Origin of the sequence: Pseudomonas sp. R2-37-08W (genome assembly GCF_003851705.1) — a bacterium.
Lineage (GTDB): Bacteria > Pseudomonadota > Gammaproteobacteria > Pseudomonadales > Pseudomonadaceae > Aquipseudomonas.
On the sequence record NZ_CP027728.1, the window covers coordinates 2,018,374 to 2,036,132 of the forward strand.

Below are 17,759 nucleotides of genomic sequence, written 5' to 3' on the forward strand. Positions count from 1 at the left end.
GTTATCACGTTGTTATGCCACTACGCCAAGGGTGCGGCAAGTGGCCATGAGCCTGGTAGTGGCCGTCCCACGATCCGTCGCGGGCCTTCATCATGGATGAAATGCTTTTAAACACGTGAACTTATCAGACGTTTCCTGCTCACATGCCGGTAGCCATTGGTCGTGGCCGCCTGATAAGCTCGCGACTTTATTCGAATGCCCTTTTGGCGCATGAACAAGGAAATAGCATGAAACAGCATCGGTTGGCGGCGGCGGTGGCCCTGGTTAGCCTGGTACTTGCGGGTTGTGATTCGCAGACCAGCGTAGAGCTGAAAACCCCGGCGCAAAAAGCTTCCTACGGCATCGGCCTGAACATGGGCAAAAGCCTTGCCCAGGAAGGCATGGATGACCTGGACTCCAAAGCGGTAGCCCAAGGCATTGAAGATGCGGTCGGCAAGAAAGAGCAGAAGCTCAAGGACGACGAACTGGTTGAGGCCTTTGCCGCGCTGCAAAAGCGCGCTGAAGAACGCATGACCAAAATGAGCGAAGAGTCGGCGGCAGCCGGCAAGAAATTCCTCGAAGACAACGCCAAGAAAGACGGCGTCGTCACCACCGCTTCCGGTCTGCAGTACAAGATCGTCAAGAAAGCCGACGGCGCCCAGCCCAAGCCGACCGACGTGGTGACTGTTCACTACACCGGCAAGCTCACCAACGGCACCACCTTTGACAGCTCCGTGGACCGTGGCAGCCCGATTGACCTGCCGGTCAGCGGCGTGATCCCAGGTTGGGTCGAAGGCCTGCAACTGATGCACGTGGGCGAGAAGGTCGAGCTGTACATTCCGTCCGACCTGGCTTACGGCGCACAGAGCCCGAGCCCGACGATTCCAGCCAACTCCGTGCTGGTATTCGACCTGGAGCTGCTGGCCATCAAGGACCCAGCCAAGGCTGAAGCCGCTGCCGCACCTGCTGCACCTGCCGCCAAGAAGTAATCGGCGCTTGAACAGACAACGCCCCGTTTCGACGGGGCGTTGTCGTTTATGGGGTTTGAGGCGTTGCAAACCTCCTGCGAGGCTCGCCAGCTGCCGCACGACGCCACGGCAAATCCAAACGAACGTCCGCAACCTGAAGCAGTCTGATATAAAACTCGAGCACGGGTAGCCGCACACGCCTGCCAAGTCAATGAAATCTTGGGTTTTTTTGATGTGCGCAAAAAACGCCCGATCTGACTGCAAGCCTTGTAGTCCGTGGCTTTCAGCCAGGAAAAAAGGCTCTGTTCACAAGGTTATCCACAATTTGTGTGGATAACCTTTCTGTCGTATGGAACTGGAGTGACACATGAAACCACCCTTCAATTTCACCCGCTTCCTGCCCATGGCCGCACGTCTGCTCGGGCGTGGCCGTTTGCCAACGCTGCTGTTCGCTGTCGCTGCCAAGGGCTCAAGCCAGGGCAATCGCCTGGGCCAGCTCAAGGATGATCTCAAGTTGCTCCAGGCCCTGTGCCTGGCTTACTGGCGCGGCGAGTATCGGGCGATCAGCCCCAAGGCGTTGATCTCGGTGGTGGCGGGGCTGATGTACTTCCTCAGTCCGATTGACGCGATCCCGGACTTTATCCCAATGTTCGGCATGCTCGATGACATCGCCGTGCTGGCATGGGTCATGAAGACCCTGAGCGGCGAGCTGAGCGCGTTTCGTGCCTGGCGTGACGCGCAGCGCCCGGAAAAGCTGGCCGTGGTCGAGCGCCTGCCCGCCACGCCCGAGCTGCTCGCCCGGGAAAATCCGCAAAAAAACTAATGCTATTGACTATCCTCTGCGACCTCTGTGGCTGTTAGGATTACACTTCTAAGGAAAGAACTTACTTAGTAAGTGTTTTTATCCTACGGGGCAGTCATGGATATCCAGATCATTTCACGCAATGGCGAACCCGAATATGCGGTGTTGCCATGGGACCAGTACCAGGCGCTGCTAAAAGCGGCCGGTCAGCAACCCCCCACATTCGCTTCCTCCCCTGCCGCACCCACTGTCACCGACCAGGACCTGCACCCGCTCGCAGCCCTGCGCGGCCTGCGTGAAGCCAAGGGCCTGGCCATCGAAACCCTGGCGCGCACGGTGGGTATCAGCCCTTCGTACCTCGGTTTGATTGAAACGGGTGAACGCCAGCCGGATGCCGCCATTCGCCGCAGCCTGGCCTGGGAATTGGGCGTTGCAGGTTGGAGGGAAGAATCGTGAGCTTACGTATCAGCCGTCAACATTGGGATGGGTTACTCAACGAACTGGACCAGGCACGCCGCCAGCGCCATCTGCTGACCTACCGTGCGCTGCTCGAGCGCTTGCAGTTCCCGACGCCGGCGATGCAGACCCTGGCCGCCGCCCTGGAGCACCTGGCGGCGCTGGACGCCAAGGCCGAGCAGCCGCTGCGCAGCTCGCTGGTGATCAGCCAGGGCGCCAGCCGCTTGCCGCGTACGGGGTTCTTTGAATGTGTGGAGCGCCTGGGGCGTTTCAGCGGGCCTTCCGACGGCGTGGCCGCCGCCTCCTGGCACGCTTCGGAGGTGGTGCGGGTGTTCGAGTACGAGTACCCGGAATCCGCCGAAGCCTAAGCGGGCAGCAGGTCCAGGCTGTCGATCACATGGATGCTGTAGCCGGCCACTGCTTTGGCATGGTGCTTGGCCTGCGACGCCAGCTCCGCCAACTGGCTGGCATCGAGTTGCGCACAGGCCTGTGGATACAAATGCACCACCCCAATCGACAGTGAAAGCAATGCGAACTCCTGGCGTACGCCCTGGCGGTTTAGTGCGACGAAGCAGCCGGCATCGAGGTGCTCGGCGCGGTAGAAGCGCCGGCATTGGGTGTGAAAGTCATCCAGCAGTTGATTGAGGCGTTTGCGCCAGTCCTGTGGGCCCAGCACCAGTAAAAAGTCATCGCCACCGATATGCCCGACAAAGTCGCGGCTGGGATCGACCCGGTCGTTCAGGCACTGCGCCAGGCACAACAGCACCTCATCCCCGCGACCATAACCGTAGATATCGTTGAACGGCTTGAAGCTGTCGATATCCACGTAGCAGATCACCGATTCACGCTGCTGCTGCAACAGACGCGTCAAGCACTGCTGGATCGGCACGTTGCCCGGTAGCAGGGTGAGCGGGTTGGCGTAACGCGCCTGCTGGATTTTCAGCTCGGTGATCAGCTTGAGCACATCGATGACCCGGCCCAGCCCCAGATAATCACCGTTCAAGGTAATGATGAAATCTTCTTCAATGCGTTGCCGCGCGCGGCTGGTCAGTAAGCGGCTGACCTGCTGCAGGGACTGGCTCAACTCGACTGCCAGGAAGTCGTCGCTCATCAGGCGGCTGATGGGTTTGCGGGCGAACAGGTCGGTAGCGAAGGGTTTGAGCAGCGCGTCCGACAGCGAGTGTCGATGCACAATGCCGACCGGGTGGCCGCGGCTATCGAGCACCGCCAGTGAGTTGAGATTGGCCTGGCGGCGGAAGGATTCGAGAACCTGGGCGGTTGCGGTGTTTTGGTCCACCGCCGGCTGTTCATTGAGCAGGGCGCTCAGGTCACTGCCTTCTTCACTGAGGGCGATATTGGCGTTATCCGGCTTGGGCAGCATCAAGCGTGCTTCTTGCGGCGGCTGTTCCTGGGGCCGGCAAAGCAGGTAGCCCTGGACCAGATCGACGCCCATGTCCGTCAATACCGCCAACTCTTCCGGCAGTTCGATCCCTTCGGCGATCACTTGGGCGCGGGATGCCTTGGCGATCTGCATGATCGAGCCGACGAATTCGCGCTTGAGAGCGTCCTGGTGAATGCCGTCGATAAAGTGCCGATCAATCTTCACATAATCCGGGCGCAGCTCCGACCACAACCGCAGGCTGGAGTAACCGGCGCCCAGGTCATCCAGGGCGATGGCAAAGCCCATGTCGCGATAATGATGCAACGCGGTCTGCAACAGCTGGAAATCATCAGTGGGGGTTTGTTCGGTGAGTTCGATCACCACCTGGCTGGGGGCAATCCCGAAGTCGCGTAGCAGCTGCAGCGTACGTTCCGGTTGGTGCGCCGTCTCCATCAGGGATTCCGGCGAGATATTGAGAAACAGCTTGCCCGGCAGCTTTTGTTCGCTGAAGCGTCGGCAGGCGCTCGCACGGCAGGCCATTTCCAGTTCGCTCAGGCGCCCGGCATGGCTGGCGATGGAGAACAGCGCGACGGGGGAATGCAGCGGGCTGTTGGACGGGCCGCGACTGAGGGCCTCGTAGCCGAGAACGCGCCGTTCAGACAAGCGGATGATGGGTTGGAACAGGCTGTGCAAACTGCCTTGAGCCAGGATAGAGCCCAGTGCATCCAGCTGTTCGGTCATGGTCATGGCAATCTCGAGCGAAAAAAAAGGACCGCAGGCGTGAAGCCTGCGGTCCTTTATTTCACGACAGAATGATGTCTATATGATGACACTCCGAGGAGCGATCACATTAAATTGCCATCATTTACTGCTTGGCCACCTGCTTGGTGATTTTCAGGTAGTCCAGCAGGATGCGACCGGTCTCGGCCAGATAGGCGTCGTCTTCCGGCTTGGTTTTATCTGCCTCGGTGGGCAGTGCATCTTCATCTTCTTTCTTCAGCTCTTTGAGCGGCTCTTCGCCCTTGGCCTTGCGGCGCACGTTTTCCAGGACAAGCTGTTGATTTTCAATGTCGGCGTGCTGCTTGCGACGATCCGCCTCGTTGAGGCTGACGGTTTTCTCTTCCATCAACTTCTTGGCCAGGGCCAGCTTGTCGCGGATGAAGACGAACTCGGCGTCCTTGGCGGAGCGCGTGTCGTGGTCAGCTTTGAGCTGGGTCAGGAACGGTTTGAACGGGTCCGACGCCGGCTTGATCGCAGGACGGATGGTGTCCCACGGCATGGCTTCGGGCAGGGCGCTCTCGCCGATTTCCTTGGTGTCGATGATCGACGGGAAGTCGATGTCCGGTAGTACGCCCTGATGCTGGGTGCTCTGCCCGGAAACCCGGTAGAACTTGGCCAGCGTCAGCTTGAGCTCGCCATGGTTCAGCGGCTGGATGGTCTGCACGGTGCCTTTGCCGAAGGTCTGGCCACCGATGATCAGCGCGCGGTGGTAGTCCTGCATGGCGCCGGCGAAAATCTCCGAAGCCGAAGCCGAGAGACGGTTGACCAGCAATGCCATCGGCCCTTTGTAGAAGGCGCCCGGGTTCTCGTCTTCCAGCACGTCGACACGGCCGTCAGCGTTGCGCACCAACACGGTCGGGCCCTTGTCGATGAACAGGCTGGTCAGCTCGGTGGCTTCCTGCAGGGAACCGCCGCCGTTGTTGCGCAGGTCGATGACCACGCCGTCGACTTTTTCCTTCTGCAGTTCCGTGAGGATTTTCTTCACGTCGCGGGTGGTGGACTTGTAGTCCGGGTCACCGGCGCGGAAGGCCTTGAAGTCCAGGTAGAAGGCCGGGATTTCAATCACGCCCAGCTTGTAGTCCTTGCCATCCTGCTTGAGGTTGAGGACTTTCTTCTGCACGGCCTGGTCTTCGAGCTTCACCGCTTCACGGGTGATCGACACGATCTTGCTGGTCTGGTCGTTCGGTGCATTGGTGTGTGGAATCACTTCCAGGCGCACCACGCTGCCTTTGGGCCCGCGGATCAGCTTGACCACTTCGTCCAGGCGCCAGCCGACCACATCGACCATCTCTTTGTCGGCCTGGGCCACACCGATGATCTTGTCGGCCGGGGCGACCTGCTTGGTCTTGTCCGCCGGCCCCGCCGGTACCAGGCGCACGATCTTGACCTGGTCATTGTCGCTTTGCAGGACGGCACCGATGCCTTCCAGGGACAGACTCATGTTGATATCGAAATTTTCCGCGTTATCTGGCGACAGATAATTGGTGTGCGGGTCGTAGGACATCGCGAAAGTGTTGATGTAAGCCTGGAAGATGTCTTCGGCACGGGTCTGGTCCAGGCGCGCCAGTTGATTCTTGTAGCGCTTGGTCAACAGTTCCTGGATGGCCTTGGGCTCTTTGCCAGCGATCTTCAGGCGCAGCACCTCGTCCTTGACGCGTTTGCGCCACAGGTCGTCGAGTGCGGCGGTGCTGGTCAGCCAAGGGGCGTCCTTGCGATCCACCAGAAGGGATTCCTTCTCGGTGAAGTCGAGCTTGTCGATGCCTTTGTTCAGCTCACCCAAGGCGAAGTCCAGGCGCGCTTTGACGCGGTCGAGGTAACGCTTGTAGATAGTGAAACCAGGCTGCAGGTCGCCGCTCTTGAGCAAATCGTCGAACTGGGTCTTCCATTTGTCGAACTCAGTGATATCACTGGCCAGGAAGTAGCTGCGCGACGGATCCAGCAGCTTGAGGTAGCTGTCGTAGATGATCACCGAGCGCGCGTCGTCCAGCGGCGGCTTGCTGTAGTGATGGCGCTTGAGCAACTCGACGACGTTAAGGCTGGCAATCACCTCATCGCGATCAGGCTGAAGGTTGTCCCAGCTATTGGCTGCGAACGTATTGGTCGACATCGACGCGAAGCCGAGACCAATGAAAAGAGCGAGGGCGGTGCTGGGGAACAGATGCTTCATGCTGATTCGACGCGGGGGCAATTGATAACGCATATTAGGCCGTCTTTGAGGGAGCCGGTTCCATATGGTCCGGTCGCATAATGCAAAAAGCCCGGCGCTACTGCTACGGGCTCAGTCCGGACTCACTATGGAGGCACTGTGAAAGCATTGCAAGGCGTTGAGGGTCATGTCGAGCGGTGGAATAGCTCGCTCCTACGTGCGATGTAGGCCAAGTTCGCATTTGTGAGGTGGCAGCGAACTCTCATCGCGTTGAATTTCAGAGTGGGAGGGGGCTTGCTCCCGATGGCGGTGTGTCAGTGAAGAATGTTTCATCTGATACACCGCCATCGGGGGCAAGCCCCCTCCCACATGGGACCCCGGTTGGCTCAGACCCAATGGTGGATCGGCCAGCCGGCATTTTCTGCGTGTTCGCGCAGTACCGGGTCCGGGTTGACCACCTGCGGATGGTCCACCTTGAGCAATAACGGCAGGTCATTGCGCGAATCCGAATAGAAATACGCGCCCTCCAGGTTTTCACCTTCCTGCTCCAACCACGCCAGCAGCCGTGTGATCTTGCCTTCGCGGTAAGTCAGTACGCCTACCGTACCGCCGCTGTACACGCCATGGCTGACATCCAGCTCGATGCCGAGCACTTCGTCGATACCGATGCGCGCCGCAATCGGTGTGACCAGGTGCGTACCCGAGGCGGAAATCACCAGGATCCGGTCGCCATTGGCGCGGTGCCGGGCGATGGTCTTTGTCGCGTCGCTGTAGATCAGCGGCTCGATCACGTCCTCGACCCAGGGTTCCACCAAGTGTTCGATTTCTTCCGGGGTGCGGCCGATCATCGGCTCCAGGCTGAAATCCATGAAATCTTCCATGCGCAACTCGCCCCGGCTGTAGGCCGCCATCAGTTCGTCGTTCCTGCGCATGAAGGATTCAGGGTCGACCCAGCCCAGGCGGCCCATCTGTGCGCTCCATAACGTGGCGCAGTCGCCGTGGATCAGGGTGTCGTCCAGATCAAAAATTACCAATGCCATCCGTCTGCTCTCTCAGTCAATCGTCGCCCGTCAGGCTACTTCACATAGGGCGCTGGGGTCGATGGAAAGTGCCAGGCGCTGGCCGTCCGGATGCAGATCATCGGCGCTGCGGTTGAGCACATCCACCACCAACTCCACGCCACGCGCTTCGATGCGGTAGCGAATCACGTTGCCCAGCAGGCTGTGGCTGCGCACCAGCGCATCGAGTTCGCCGCTGCGGCTCAGTTCGATGGCTTCGGGGCGGATCGCGATGCGCCCGCTGATCGGACGTTGCAGCAGTTGGCTGGCCTTGTCGGCATCCAATAGGTTGTAGTTGCCGATAAAACCGGCTGCGAAGACATCCACCGGCGCGGTGTAGAGGGTCTCGGCATCGCCGCTCTGCACGATCTTGCCCTGGTTCATCAGGAAGATGCGGTCCGACATGGTCAGGGCTTCTTCCTGGTCGTGGGTGACGAAGATGGTGGTCAGCCCCAATTCGCGCTGGATCTGGCGGATCTGCTCGCGCAGGTGTTTGCGAATCCGGGCATCCAGCGCCGACAGCGGTTCATCCAGCAGCAACAGGCGCGGGCGGGTCACCAGGGAACGGGCGAGGGCGACGCGCTGGCATTGGCCGCCGGACATCTGGTGCGGGTAACGGCCGGCCAGGTCCTTGAGCTCCACCAATTGCAGTACATCCTGCACCCGCTTGTGACTCTCGTCGGCGTTGACCTTCTGCATGCGCAGGCCGAAGGCAACGTTCTGCTCCACGGTCATGTTGGGGAACAGCGCATAGCTCTGGAACACCATGCCGATGTGGCGTTTCTGCGGGCTCAGCGGGACGATGTCCTGGCCGTCCAGCAGGATTTTCCCACTGTCCACCGAGGTCAGCCCGGCGATGCAGCGCAGCAGGGTCGACTTGCCGCAACCGGACGGGCCGAGCAGGGTGACGAACTCGCCCTTGGCGATTTCGCAGTTGATATCACTGAATACCGGCGTGCCGGCATAGCCTTTTTGCAGGTGTTGGACGCTGACGAAGCTCATTGGCTTTTGTCCTTGTTCAAGATATTGGCGGCCCAGGTCAGCACCAGCACAAAGAAGAAGTAGGAGATCACGACGGCGCTGGTGAAGTGGCCGCTGCTGTTGCGCATGTTGTTCAGGTACACCTGCAGGGTTTCATAGCGGGTGCCGACCAGGATGTTGGCGAACACGAACTCACCGAACAGGAAGGAGAACGACAGCAGCAGTGCCACCATCAGGCCTTTGCGCAGATTGGGCAGAACCACGAAGATCGCGGCTTGCCAGGTGCTGGCGCCGAGCAGTTGGGACGCGTCCATCAAGTCGCGCAGGTTGATCGCCTGCAGGTTATTGGTGATCGCGCGGTACATGAAAGGCAATGCCACGGTGAAATAGCAGCCGATCAAAATCCACGGGGTGCCCACCATCGCCAAGGGGCCGGAACCGTACAACTGCAGCAGGCCCACCGACGACACCACCGGTGGCACGGCGAACGGCAGCAGGATCAGGATGTTCATCAGCGCATCCAGCTTGGGGAAGTGGTAATGCACCACGAACAGCAGCGGCAGGATCAGCACCACCGAGAGGACCAGCGCGCCCACGCACACCAGCAACGATTGCGCGAAAGCCATCAGGAAGCGCGGGTCGCTCCATAGCTGCGTGTACCATTTCAAACTGAAACCGGCGGGCAGGATGGTGGCCGACCAGCTGCTGGAGATTGAATAGACAAAGGTGCCCACCAGCGGCAGCACCAGGATCAGGAACAGTATGGACACCACCACCCGGTGGTAGAGCGACGCCGGGCCGGCTTCAGCGCGAGACATGGTAGCTCCTCTTGAGCAGCAGTTGATGGACCACCGTGACCACGGTCATCAGCGCCACCAGCACCACGGCCAGGGCACTGGCCAGGTTCGGGTCCAGCGACACGTCGCCGGAAACCAGCCCCGCGATGCGGATCGGCAGCACGTTGAAGTTGCCGGTGGTGAGGGCGTACACGGTGGCGTAGGCACCCAGGGCGTTGGCCAGCAGAATCACGAAGGTGCCGAGCAGCGCAGGCGTCAGGACCGGCAAGCCGATATGCCGCCAGAAGTGCCAGCCATTAGCGCCGAGCAGGGCGGCCGACTCACGCCAGTCTTCGCGCAATGCATCGAAGGCCGGGTACAGCAGCAGCACGCCGAGGGGAATCTGGAAATACGTATAGAGGATGATCAAGCCGGTTTTCGAGTACAGGTTGAAGTCCTCAATGATCCCCGCCTGCTTGAGCATGATGGTGATGCTGCCGTTGAACCCCAGCAGGATGATGAACGCGAAGGCCAGGGGCACGCCGGCAAAGTTGCTGGTCATGTTGGCGAAGGCGGTGACGAAGTTGCGCAGCGGCGAATCGACCCGGCGCAGGGAGTAACTGCCCAGGGTGGCGATGATGATGCCGAAGACGCTGGAGTAGAAACTGATCTCGAGGCTGAACTGGATCGCCTGCAGGTAGAACTTCGAGCTGAAGATACGCGTGAAGTTTTCCAGGCTCCAACCGCTGTCTTCGGTTTGCAGGCTGTTGATCAGCACCCAGGCCAACGGCGCGATTTCGAACACGATAAAGAACAGCGCGAAGGGCACCAGGCACAGCAAGGCCAGCCATTTGCCGCGATTCATGGCATTCACTTGAGCAACTCCCGGCAGACAGGCTTGTCGTGGTGCACGCCGAGCAACTCGCAGACGGTACCGCACAGCTCGGTCTGTTTCGGCGCGGCGTTGGCATCCAGGCTGAAGGCGTCGCCCAGCACAAACAGTGGCACTTCGCGCTCTTCCGGCAGCAGGCCGTTGTGGGAGCGGTCGTTGTTCATGCCGTGGTCGGCGGTGACCAGCACTTGGTAACCGGCGTCGAGCCAGCCCTGCAGGTAGTCGGCGAGAATGATGTCGGCCGAGCGTGCGCTGTTGCGGTACTGCGCGCTGTCGAGGCCGTGCTTGTGGCCGGCGTCGTCGATGTTCATCGAGTGCACCAGCAGAAAGTCCGGCGCGTGCGCAAGGCGCAGGCTTTCGGCGTCGGCCAGCAGGTGGGAGTCCGGGTAGTGGTCATTCCAGTAGAAATGCCCATGCTGGATCGCCAGCGCCTGATCGTCGGTATGACGATCACGGGCGGCGAGAAAGGGGCTGCGGTTATACAGTTCGCTCACCCAGTGGTAAGCCGCCGCTGCGGTGGTCAAGCCGGCATCGCGGGCGTAATGAAAAATGCTGCGCTGGTTGGACAGGCGCGAGACGCTGTTGTGGACGATGCCGCTCAGGATCGGCGCAACGCCGGTCAGGATGCATTCATACAGCGGGCGGGACAGGGCAGGCAGTTCACATTCCAGTGTGTAGAGGGCTGCGCGTCCTGCGCCGACATAGGCCTGCAAATGCCCCATGGCGTGCCGTGCAACCGCGAAGTTCAGGCCGTCGAGCACGACAAGGATGACAGGGTGCTTCATGGGGGAGAGCGCTCCGCAGCAATAGACTTGACTCAATTTCCCTGGAGGAACGAGGTCAAAAGTGTGGGAGGGGGCTTGCCCCCGATAGCAGTGGATCAGCCAATGAATCTGTTGAATGACACACTGCTATCGGGAGCAAGCCCCCTCCCACATTGGATCTCCAGTGGATTTCCAATGTGGGCGACAGGCTTACTTCATCTCTACGATGACCTGCTCGTTCCACAGCTGCGGCAGCTTTTTGGACGTGGCTTCCCAGGCATCGGCATCCTTGATCGGCTGCGGGTTGGCCTTGGTGTACTGCTCACCCGGGATCAGGTTCTTGGCGATGTCAGCCGGCAGTTTCAGGTCGGTTTCGGCGCGGATCGGGCGTGCATTGCCTTTGGCCAGGTTGATCTGGCCGGCATCGCTGAAAATGTATTCGCGCGTCAGCTTGGCGGCGTTCGGGTGTTTGGCGTACTTGTTGATGATGGTGGTGTAGCCGGATTTCACTGAGCCATCCGACGGGATCAGCACCACGTAGTCATCCGGGTTGGCCATCTTGGCTTTATAGCTCAGGCCGTTGAAGTCCCAGACGATACCCACTTCGACTTCGCCTTTTTCCATGGTGGCGATGGTCGGGTTGGACAGCGAGAGGCGACCTTGCTGGGCGATCTTGGTGAAAAATTGCAGGCCCGGCGCGATGTTTTTCTCGTCGCCTTTATTGGCGATGGCGGCTGCCAGCACAGCGTTGGAAGCCTGGGCTGCGGTGCTTACGTCACCCACCGAGACCTTGTACTTGCCGGTTTGCAGGTCGGCCCAGCTGGTGGGCACTTCGGAGCCGTGCAGCAGCTTCTTGTTGACGATAAACGCGATGGTGCCGGTGTAGGCCAGCGCCCAGTGGCCGTCCTTGTCTTTCGCCCAATCCGGCACCTGGGCCCAGGTGGACGGTTTGTAAGGCTGGGTCACTTCCTGCTTCACCGCGATGGGGCCGAAGGCCGCGCCCACGTCGCCGATATCAGCGCTGGCATTGTCTTTTTCGGCTTTGAACTTGGCGATTTCCTGGGCCGAACTCATGTCGGTGTCGATGTGCTTGAGGCCATAGGTCTTGGCCAGGTCTTCCCAAGTCCCTTTCCAGTTGGCCCAGTCATCGGGCATGCCGACGCTGTTCACGGCGCCCTCGGACTTGGCGGCGGCTTCCAGGGTTTTTAGATCGGTATCAGCGGCCATGGCTGCGGTGCACATGGCAATGGTCGAGCCTAACAGTGATGCCAGGAAAAGCTGTTTCATCCGAAGCTCCTTTGGGCGTTTTCAACGCGGCGTTTTATGCAGGCGGTGTGGTTGGTCTAGGTCAGAGCAATACCTGAGCCAATCTAGACGCGATGGATGACAGTTTCATGTCGATGTCGTTTTTGAGGCGCTGATGTCGTTCGGCGCAGAATTAGCGTAGACCATGCCCAAGTGCCCGTAGCGCCTGGACTTGGCCGATGTATTGCAGGGTGTGATGCACGCGGGGGATGCGGCTGTCATCTGTCGGTCATCTGCAATGCCTAGGCTGGCGCAACATTGAGGTGGGACGTTTATGCAGCTTTATGTGCACTTGAATGGTGCTGGTCTAGTCCAGATAGGTAACGTTAATGCGTGACGAGGCAATCAAAGCGGTAACCTCCATCGGGCTGGCACTGCAGGAGCAGATCGACCACGGCCTGTTGCCGCCCGCCAGCAAACTGCCCGCCGAGCGCAAGCTCAGCGAGTTGTTTGGTACCACTCGCATTACCGTGCGGGAAGCCTTGTTACAGCTTGAAGCCCAAGGGCAGATCTATCGCGAGGAGCGCCGAGGCTGGTTCGTCTCGCCGCCTCGGTTGGCCTACAACCTGATGCAGCGCAGCCACTTTCACGCGATGGTCAACGACCAGGGCCGGGTGGCATCGACCCAGGTGATTTCTGCGCGCCTGCAACCGGCATCGGCTGCGGTGTGCGCCTGGTTACAGTTGCCGGCGCTGTCCAGCGTGATTCAGATCTGCCGGGGGCGGCGGATCGATGGGCGGCTGGTGCTGTACGTCGAGCACTACCTGAACCCGCAGTATTTTCCTGGGATCCTGGCGTGCGACCTGAATCAGTCGATGACCGAACTGTATGCGCGCAAGTACGACTTGCACTATGGACGGGTGCGTTTCGAGATCGTACCGACCTCACTGCCGGTGGAGGCCGCCGCTGCGTTGCGCGTATCGGTGGGCAGCCCGGGCTTGCGGATCGCCCGGGTCAACTATGACCAGCACCAGCGCTTGATCGACTGCGACCTTGAGTTCTGGCGGCATGATGCGATTCATGTGGGTGTGGACGTGGTTTGAGGCTATGGCGAGGGTGTGAGTGCCTTGATCACCTGATCCACATTGGTTTCCAGCTCCGTCACCGGGTCGGCACCGTCCACATTCAACACCAGCAGGGTGGCGCCGCCAGCCGTGACCGCCGTTTTCACCGCCTCACTCGGCTGGCGGTGGTGCAGCACCGTCGCCACATCATTGGTTTTCAACTGCGCACTGAGCTGTTGCAGCGCTTCAGGCGTCCAGTCCGCATCCGGTCGTGCATCGGTACTGACCAGTTCCAGGTTCAGGCTGCTGACCAGATAGGCAAAGTGATCGCTCAAGCTGACCACACTCAGGTTATCGGCCTGGGCCAGGCGCGCCTCGCTGTCGGCGGCGAGCTCGAGCAGGCGCTGCTTGAGCGCGGCCAGGTTCGCGTCGATCTGCGGTTTGGCGCCCGGCGCCAGGCGGCTCAGGTCGGCCGCCAATACATCGGCCATGCGCCCCATGTTGTTGCCCGACTGCCACGGTTGGCTGTTCAAGCCATCGCTGACGCCCGGCTGCACGGCGATGCCCGGTAAGCCGCCATCCACCGGGCGCGCGGCGTCGACTTCGACAATGCGGATATTGCTGCGCCGCGCCACGGGGTAGAGCGGGTCGTCCGCCCACAGCGAGCGCAGACCGATGGCGGCATCGGCATCCTGGGCCAGTTGGCTCAGCGCTGGCGCACCGCGCCCGGTGAAGTACGACACTTGCCGCGAACCGGGCAGGTTGGAGGGGGCGGCGCGTTCGAGCTGCACAGCGGTGCCTTTAAGCAGCACGTCGGCAAGGCCGTAGGTGATCGGCAACGAGGCCAGCACCTTGACCGGTTTTACTGTGTTGGGCTTGGTCAGCACGGCATGGCCAAGGCCATGGTTGGCGACGAAGTCCCTGGTTTGAAAGCCATCCACGACGGCGAACGCCGAGGTGCTGATCAGGCAAGTCATGGCCAGGGCCAGTGGGCGAAAGTCAGGGCGCATTATCCAAGATTCCCTTTGAGGCTGGGCACCGTACCGCGCGCGATCGCGGCGAGGGCGAAGGCGATACCGGCGACCAGGATGATTGCGGCGCCGGACGGCACCGGCAGGTCGAAGATGATTGGCAGCAGGATGCCGCACAGGGTGCTGGCGGTCGCAATCGCCACCGACACCCAGAAGAAACCTTTAAGCGACTGGCTCAGCAGCCGCGCCGCCGCCGCCGGGATCACCAGCAGGGCACCGACCAGGATGGCGCCGATCACCTTGACCGCCGCGACGGTGATCAGCGTCACCAGAATCACGAACAGATAGTCCAAGGTCTTCACCGCCACTCCGCGCACCGCCGCCAATTGCGGGTTGAAGCTGGCGAGCATGATGCGGTTGTACAGCGGCAACGCCAGGGCCATCACCAGCGAACCGACGACCGCCAGCACCAGCAGGTCGTTGCCATTGACCGTCAGCACCGAACCGAACAGCACGTTTTCCAGGATGTGCACATTGATCTTGCCGGCCAGGATCAGCAGCAGGCTTGCGCCCAGCGCCAGGGACACCGACAGGAACACGCCGATCAGCGTATCCGGCGCCAGGCCGGTACGGTTGCGCAGGTAGTTGAGCAGGATGCCGAACAGCAGGCAGTAGCCGAACAGGCTGCCATAGGGCCCGGTATAGGGTTCCCCGAGCAGAATGCCCACGGCCACGCCGGTCAGCGCGGCATGCCCGACCGCTTCGGAGAAAAACGCAAAGCGCTTGACCACCACCAGCGTGCCCAGGCCGCCCAGCACCGGGCCGATCAGCAGACCGGCGAGCAGGGCGTTGACCACAAAGCCGTAGGCCAGTGCCTCGGGCAGATAACCGGCAGAGGCCCAGCCCTGGACCATCAGGCGAAACGCTTCATAACTCATTGCGCCAGGCTCCGAGGGTGGGTGGAGAACAGGGTCAGCAGGCGATCGGGGGTGAGCGCCTGTTTCGGCATGGCGTCGAACAGTACGCGGCGGTTCAAGCCGGTCACGCGGTCGGCCAGGCGCCCGACTGCCTCCAGGTCGTGCTCGATCCACAGCACGGTAATCCCGGCCAGTCGCCAGTCATTCAACAGCCGCTCGAACACCTGGATACCAGCCTCATCGAGGGCCGACATCGGTTCATCCAGCACCAGCAATTGCGGCGCCGGAATCAGCCCCTGAGCCAGCAATACCCGCTGGCGCTCACCGCCGGACAAGGCGCCCATGCGCCGCTTGCGCTTGTCCTGCATGCCGACCCGTTCCAGCGCCTCGCCAATCGCACCGGCGTAGTGCCTGGACAGGCCGAGAAACGCCGGTCGCCGCTGGCACATGGCGGCCATGAAATCATCCACGGTCATCGGCAAACCCCGATCGAATTCCAAAGCCTGGGGCACATATCCAATGGTGCCAGGGGTGCCCGGCCACTCCAGGCTCAAGCGGCCTTGGTGCGGCGTTTGCCCGAGCAGGGTCTTGATCAGCGAGCTTTTGCCGCCGCCATTCGGGCCGACCAACGCGTGAATGCTGCCGGGCCGTACCTGAAAGCTCACCTCATCGAGAATCACGGTGCGGCCCAGGGTCAGCGACACCTGGTTAAAATCGAGGGTCGGGCCACAGGCCAGGTTCAGCGGTTGCGCCGCCGTCATGTTCCCGACTCCTGGATCGCGCGAACCACGGTGTTGAGGTTGCCGGTCATTTCCACCTCATACTTTTGCGCGCTGTATTCGCCGTAGGAAATATGCGACAGCGGATACAGCTTGACCCCGGACTCCCGTTGGATTGTGTCGACATAGGAAGACGGGAAATCCATTTCCGAGAAAATCACTTTCACGTCCAGGGCGCGCAGTTCATCGATGGTTTTCTTCAACTGGCTGGGGCTGGGCTCGATGCCGTGGGCCGGTTCGACCACGGCGGTGACTTCCAGGCCGAACTCGCGCAGCAGGTAGTCATAGGCCGCGTGCACCGTGGCCACGCGCAGGTCCGGGTTGGGCGCGCTGGTCAGCTTGGCCAGGGCGTCGGCGCGCATCTGGCGCAGGCGTTTGCCGTAGGCGCGGGCGTTCTGGGTGTAGGTCTTGGCGTTGTCCGGGTCGAGCTTGCCCAGCTCGCGGGCGATGTTGTTGACCTGGGCAATCGACGCACTGATCGACAGGAACGTGTGCGGGTTGACCACCTTGCCCGCACCGCGCGCGGCATTGCCGGTGGCGGCCAGCAAGGGCACGTTGGCGTTGGCTTCTATCACCGGGATGTCCGGGCGCTCGCTGGTGGCGATCATGCGGTCGGCGAAGTCATCATGCCCCACGCCATTGAGCACGATCACGTCCAGGGTGCCGATGCGCTTGATGTCTTCGGCGCGCGGTTCGTAGGCATGGGGGTTGAACCCCGCCGGAATCAGTGGCACCACCTCGGCCTTGTCGCCGACGATGTTGGCCACGTAGCTGTAGTAAGGATGCAAGGTGATGCCGATGCGCAGGCGTTTACCCACCTCGGCGTTCGCCAGGGGCGCGAGCACCAGGCTGAACAGGCCAACCAGCAACAGGCGCAACAGGGGAGATGAAATGGACATGGGCAATCGGTCTTCTCGTTCAGTGGCGGTGCTGGCGGGTCACGCCAGCATCGAATTGCGCGACCACTTGCCGCCAGCCGGCAGCAATCAGCGCCTGGTCAGTGAGGTCGGAGGGGGCAGCCAGGTCGTTGCCACGGTTGAGCCAGATATCCGGCTCGGTGCCCTGCACGCGCATCAACAGCGAACCGCTGGTGCCCGGTGCCTGGCTCAAGCCCAGGTAAGCCGAGGGGGCGAGCAGCTGCCAGCGATGATCGCCACGGCTGACGGAACTGGCGTCCTGGGCAAACGGCGCAAAGCCCTCCTGGGCCAACTGGTCCGGTGTCGGCAGGGCGTTTTGCTCCTGCTGCAGCAAGTGGATTTCATCCAGGGTCACCCGCAGGTCGGCGTAGATGCCCTGTTCGGCGGCGCTCAGGTCGCGTCGCGCATCCAGTTGGTGGCTTGGCACCGCTGCGAGCTCCTGGGTCTCGCTGTGCAAGGCCACCACCGTTCCCGACACCGCCAGGATGATCAGGCACAGCAACAGCACGTAAAGGGTTTCATGACCCGCGCCGGCCGGGCGCACTACTTGTACGGTACTCATGGCGCCTGGATGTCCGCTTGGTCGATTTCCACCACGTGACCGGGGCCGGCATCGAACAGCACATAGAACTCGGCCGCGGGTTTCTTGAAGGTCAGGGTCGAATCCTCACCGAGCTTGCCCGGCACCAGGATGGTCTCGTCGTAGCCGATCACATCCAGGGTCACGCCCGGAGCGCCGCTGCCATCGGAGAACCCCCCTTTGCACTGGATCTGCTCGCCGGGGATTTCCTTGCATTCGCACATCGGGTTGTGGGCGAAGGCCACGTCAGTGAAGCCGGCGCTCAGCACTAGCACGCCAGCGGCGCGCATCAGGCGCTTGAAC

General features: G+C 61.3%; 19 protein-coding genes. 5 read left to right on the forward strand and 14 right to left on the reverse strand.

All coding sequences use genetic code 11. The annotated features are described in order from the left end of the window. Positions 1-227 precede the first annotated feature (227 nt). The 4 genes from C4J93_RS09440 (at position 228) to C4J93_RS09455 (ending at position 2,573) form a co-directional block, all read left to right on the forward strand. Positions 228-968: an FKBP-type peptidyl-prolyl cis-trans isomerase gene (locus tag C4J93_RS09440; RefSeq protein WP_124429174.1), complete on the forward strand. Its 741-nt coding sequence runs from the start codon at positions 228-230 to the stop codon at positions 966-968. Between the two features lie 346 nt (positions 969-1,314). Further along, positions 1,315-1,770, forward strand: a complete 456-nt coding sequence (locus C4J93_RS09445; RefSeq protein ID WP_124362037.1) for a YkvA family protein — start codon at positions 1,315-1,317, stop codon at positions 1,768-1,770. Positions 1,771-1,866: 96 nt separating this feature from the next. Next, positions 1,867-2,205, forward strand: coding sequence for a helix-turn-helix transcriptional regulator (locus C4J93_RS09450; protein WP_124429175.1), 339 nt, complete (start codon positions 1,867-1,869; stop codon positions 2,203-2,205). Continuing rightward, positions 2,202-2,573 (forward strand): hypothetical protein, encoded by a 372-nt coding sequence (locus tag C4J93_RS09455; RefSeq protein ID WP_005786715.1) that lies wholly within the window; start codon positions 2,202-2,204, stop codon positions 2,571-2,573. The genes C4J93_RS09450 and C4J93_RS09455 overlap by 4 nt, the downstream gene beginning before the upstream one ends. On the opposite strand, the gene C4J93_RS09460 is transcribed toward C4J93_RS09455, so the two are convergent. The 8 genes from C4J93_RS09460 to C4J93_RS09495 form a co-directional block, all read right to left on the reverse strand. Then, positions 2,570-4,333 carry a bifunctional diguanylate cyclase/phosphodiesterase gene (locus tag C4J93_RS09460; protein WP_124429176.1) on the reverse strand — a complete coding sequence of 588 codons (1,764 nt, stop codon included), beginning with the start codon at positions 4,331-4,333 and terminating at the stop codon, positions 2,570-2,572. The genes C4J93_RS09455 and C4J93_RS09460 overlap by 4 nt on opposite strands. A gap of 118 nt (positions 4,334-4,451) precedes the next feature. Next, positions 4,452-6,533 carry a carboxy terminal-processing peptidase gene (locus C4J93_RS09465; protein WP_177413530.1) on the reverse strand — a complete coding sequence of 694 codons (2,082 nt, stop codon included), beginning with the start codon at positions 6,531-6,533 and terminating at the stop codon, positions 4,452-4,454. A 365-nt stretch (positions 6,534-6,898) separates the two neighbouring features. Further along, positions 6,899-7,552: an HAD family phosphatase gene (locus C4J93_RS09470; RefSeq protein WP_124366475.1), complete on the reverse strand. Its 654-nt coding sequence runs from the start codon at positions 7,550-7,552 to the stop codon at positions 6,899-6,901. 30 nt (positions 7,553-7,582) lie between these two features. Further along, a complete protein-coding gene (locus C4J93_RS09475) occupies positions 7,583-8,572 on the reverse strand; it encodes an ABC transporter ATP-binding protein (RefSeq protein WP_124370218.1) in 990 nt (329 codons plus the stop codon). Then, entirely contained in the window at positions 8,569-9,369 is an 801-nt protein-coding gene (locus C4J93_RS09480; protein WP_124429178.1) for an ABC transporter permease, read from the reverse strand. Before C4J93_RS09480 ends, C4J93_RS09475 begins: the two co-directional genes overlap by 4 nt. Beyond that, positions 9,356-10,192: an ABC transporter permease subunit gene (locus tag C4J93_RS09485; RefSeq protein WP_164485241.1), complete on the reverse strand. Its 837-nt coding sequence runs from the start codon at positions 10,190-10,192 to the stop codon at positions 9,356-9,358. Before C4J93_RS09485 ends, C4J93_RS09480 begins: the two co-directional genes overlap by 14 nt. Before the next feature lie 5 nt (positions 10,193-10,197). Next, the gene (locus C4J93_RS09490; protein ID WP_124429179.1) at positions 10,198-11,004 is read right to left on the reverse strand and encodes an alkaline phosphatase family protein; all 807 of its coding nucleotides are present in this window, start codon (positions 11,002-11,004) and stop codon (positions 10,198-10,200) included. Positions 11,005-11,193: 189 nt separating this feature from the next. After that, positions 11,194-12,270, reverse strand: a complete 1,077-nt coding sequence (locus tag C4J93_RS09495; protein WP_124366480.1) for an ABC transporter substrate-binding protein — start codon at positions 12,268-12,270, stop codon at positions 11,194-11,196. Positions 12,271-12,617: 347 nt separating this feature from the next. Here C4J93_RS09495 and C4J93_RS09500 point away from each other — a divergent pair, with 347 nt between their 5' ends. After that, entirely contained in the window at positions 12,618-13,331 is a 714-nt protein-coding gene (locus tag C4J93_RS09500; RefSeq protein WP_124362047.1) for a UTRA domain-containing protein, read from the forward strand. Between the two features lie 2 nt (positions 13,332-13,333). Here the strand turns inward: C4J93_RS09500 and C4J93_RS09505 are convergent, their stop codons facing one another. Genes C4J93_RS09505 through C4J93_RS09530 form a run of 6 tightly spaced genes read right to left on the reverse strand, consistent with a single transcriptional unit; the run spans position 13,334 to position 17,746 of the window. After that, positions 13,334-14,302 carry a metal ABC transporter solute-binding protein, Zn/Mn family gene (locus C4J93_RS09505; RefSeq protein ID WP_124429180.1) on the reverse strand — a complete coding sequence of 323 codons (969 nt, stop codon included), beginning with the start codon at positions 14,300-14,302 and terminating at the stop codon, positions 13,334-13,336. Further along, complete coding sequence (locus C4J93_RS09510) at positions 14,302-15,201, reverse strand: metal ABC transporter permease (RefSeq protein WP_124409453.1); 900 nt, start codon at positions 15,199-15,201, stop codon at positions 14,302-14,304. The genes C4J93_RS09505 and C4J93_RS09510 overlap by 1 nt, the downstream gene beginning before the upstream one ends. Beyond that, the gene (locus C4J93_RS09515; RefSeq protein ID WP_124429181.1) at positions 15,198-15,941 is read right to left on the reverse strand and encodes a metal ABC transporter ATP-binding protein; all 744 of its coding nucleotides are present in this window, start codon (positions 15,939-15,941) and stop codon (positions 15,198-15,200) included. The genes C4J93_RS09510 and C4J93_RS09515 overlap by 4 nt, the downstream gene beginning before the upstream one ends. Then, positions 15,938-16,858 (reverse strand): metal ABC transporter substrate-binding protein, encoded by a 921-nt coding sequence (locus tag C4J93_RS09520; RefSeq protein WP_124429182.1) that lies wholly within the window; start codon positions 16,856-16,858, stop codon positions 15,938-15,940. Before C4J93_RS09520 ends, C4J93_RS09515 begins: the two co-directional genes overlap by 4 nt. Before the next feature lie 19 nt (positions 16,859-16,877). After that, positions 16,878-17,438 carry a DUF6162 family protein gene (locus C4J93_RS09525; RefSeq protein ID WP_124429183.1) on the reverse strand — a complete coding sequence of 187 codons (561 nt, stop codon included), beginning with the start codon at positions 17,436-17,438 and terminating at the stop codon, positions 16,878-16,880. Further along, positions 17,435-17,746 (reverse strand): hypothetical protein, encoded by a 312-nt coding sequence (locus tag C4J93_RS09530; RefSeq protein ID WP_256658985.1) that lies wholly within the window; start codon positions 17,744-17,746, stop codon positions 17,435-17,437. Before C4J93_RS09530 ends, C4J93_RS09525 begins: the two co-directional genes overlap by 4 nt. Positions 17,747-17,759: the final 13 nt, after the last annotated feature.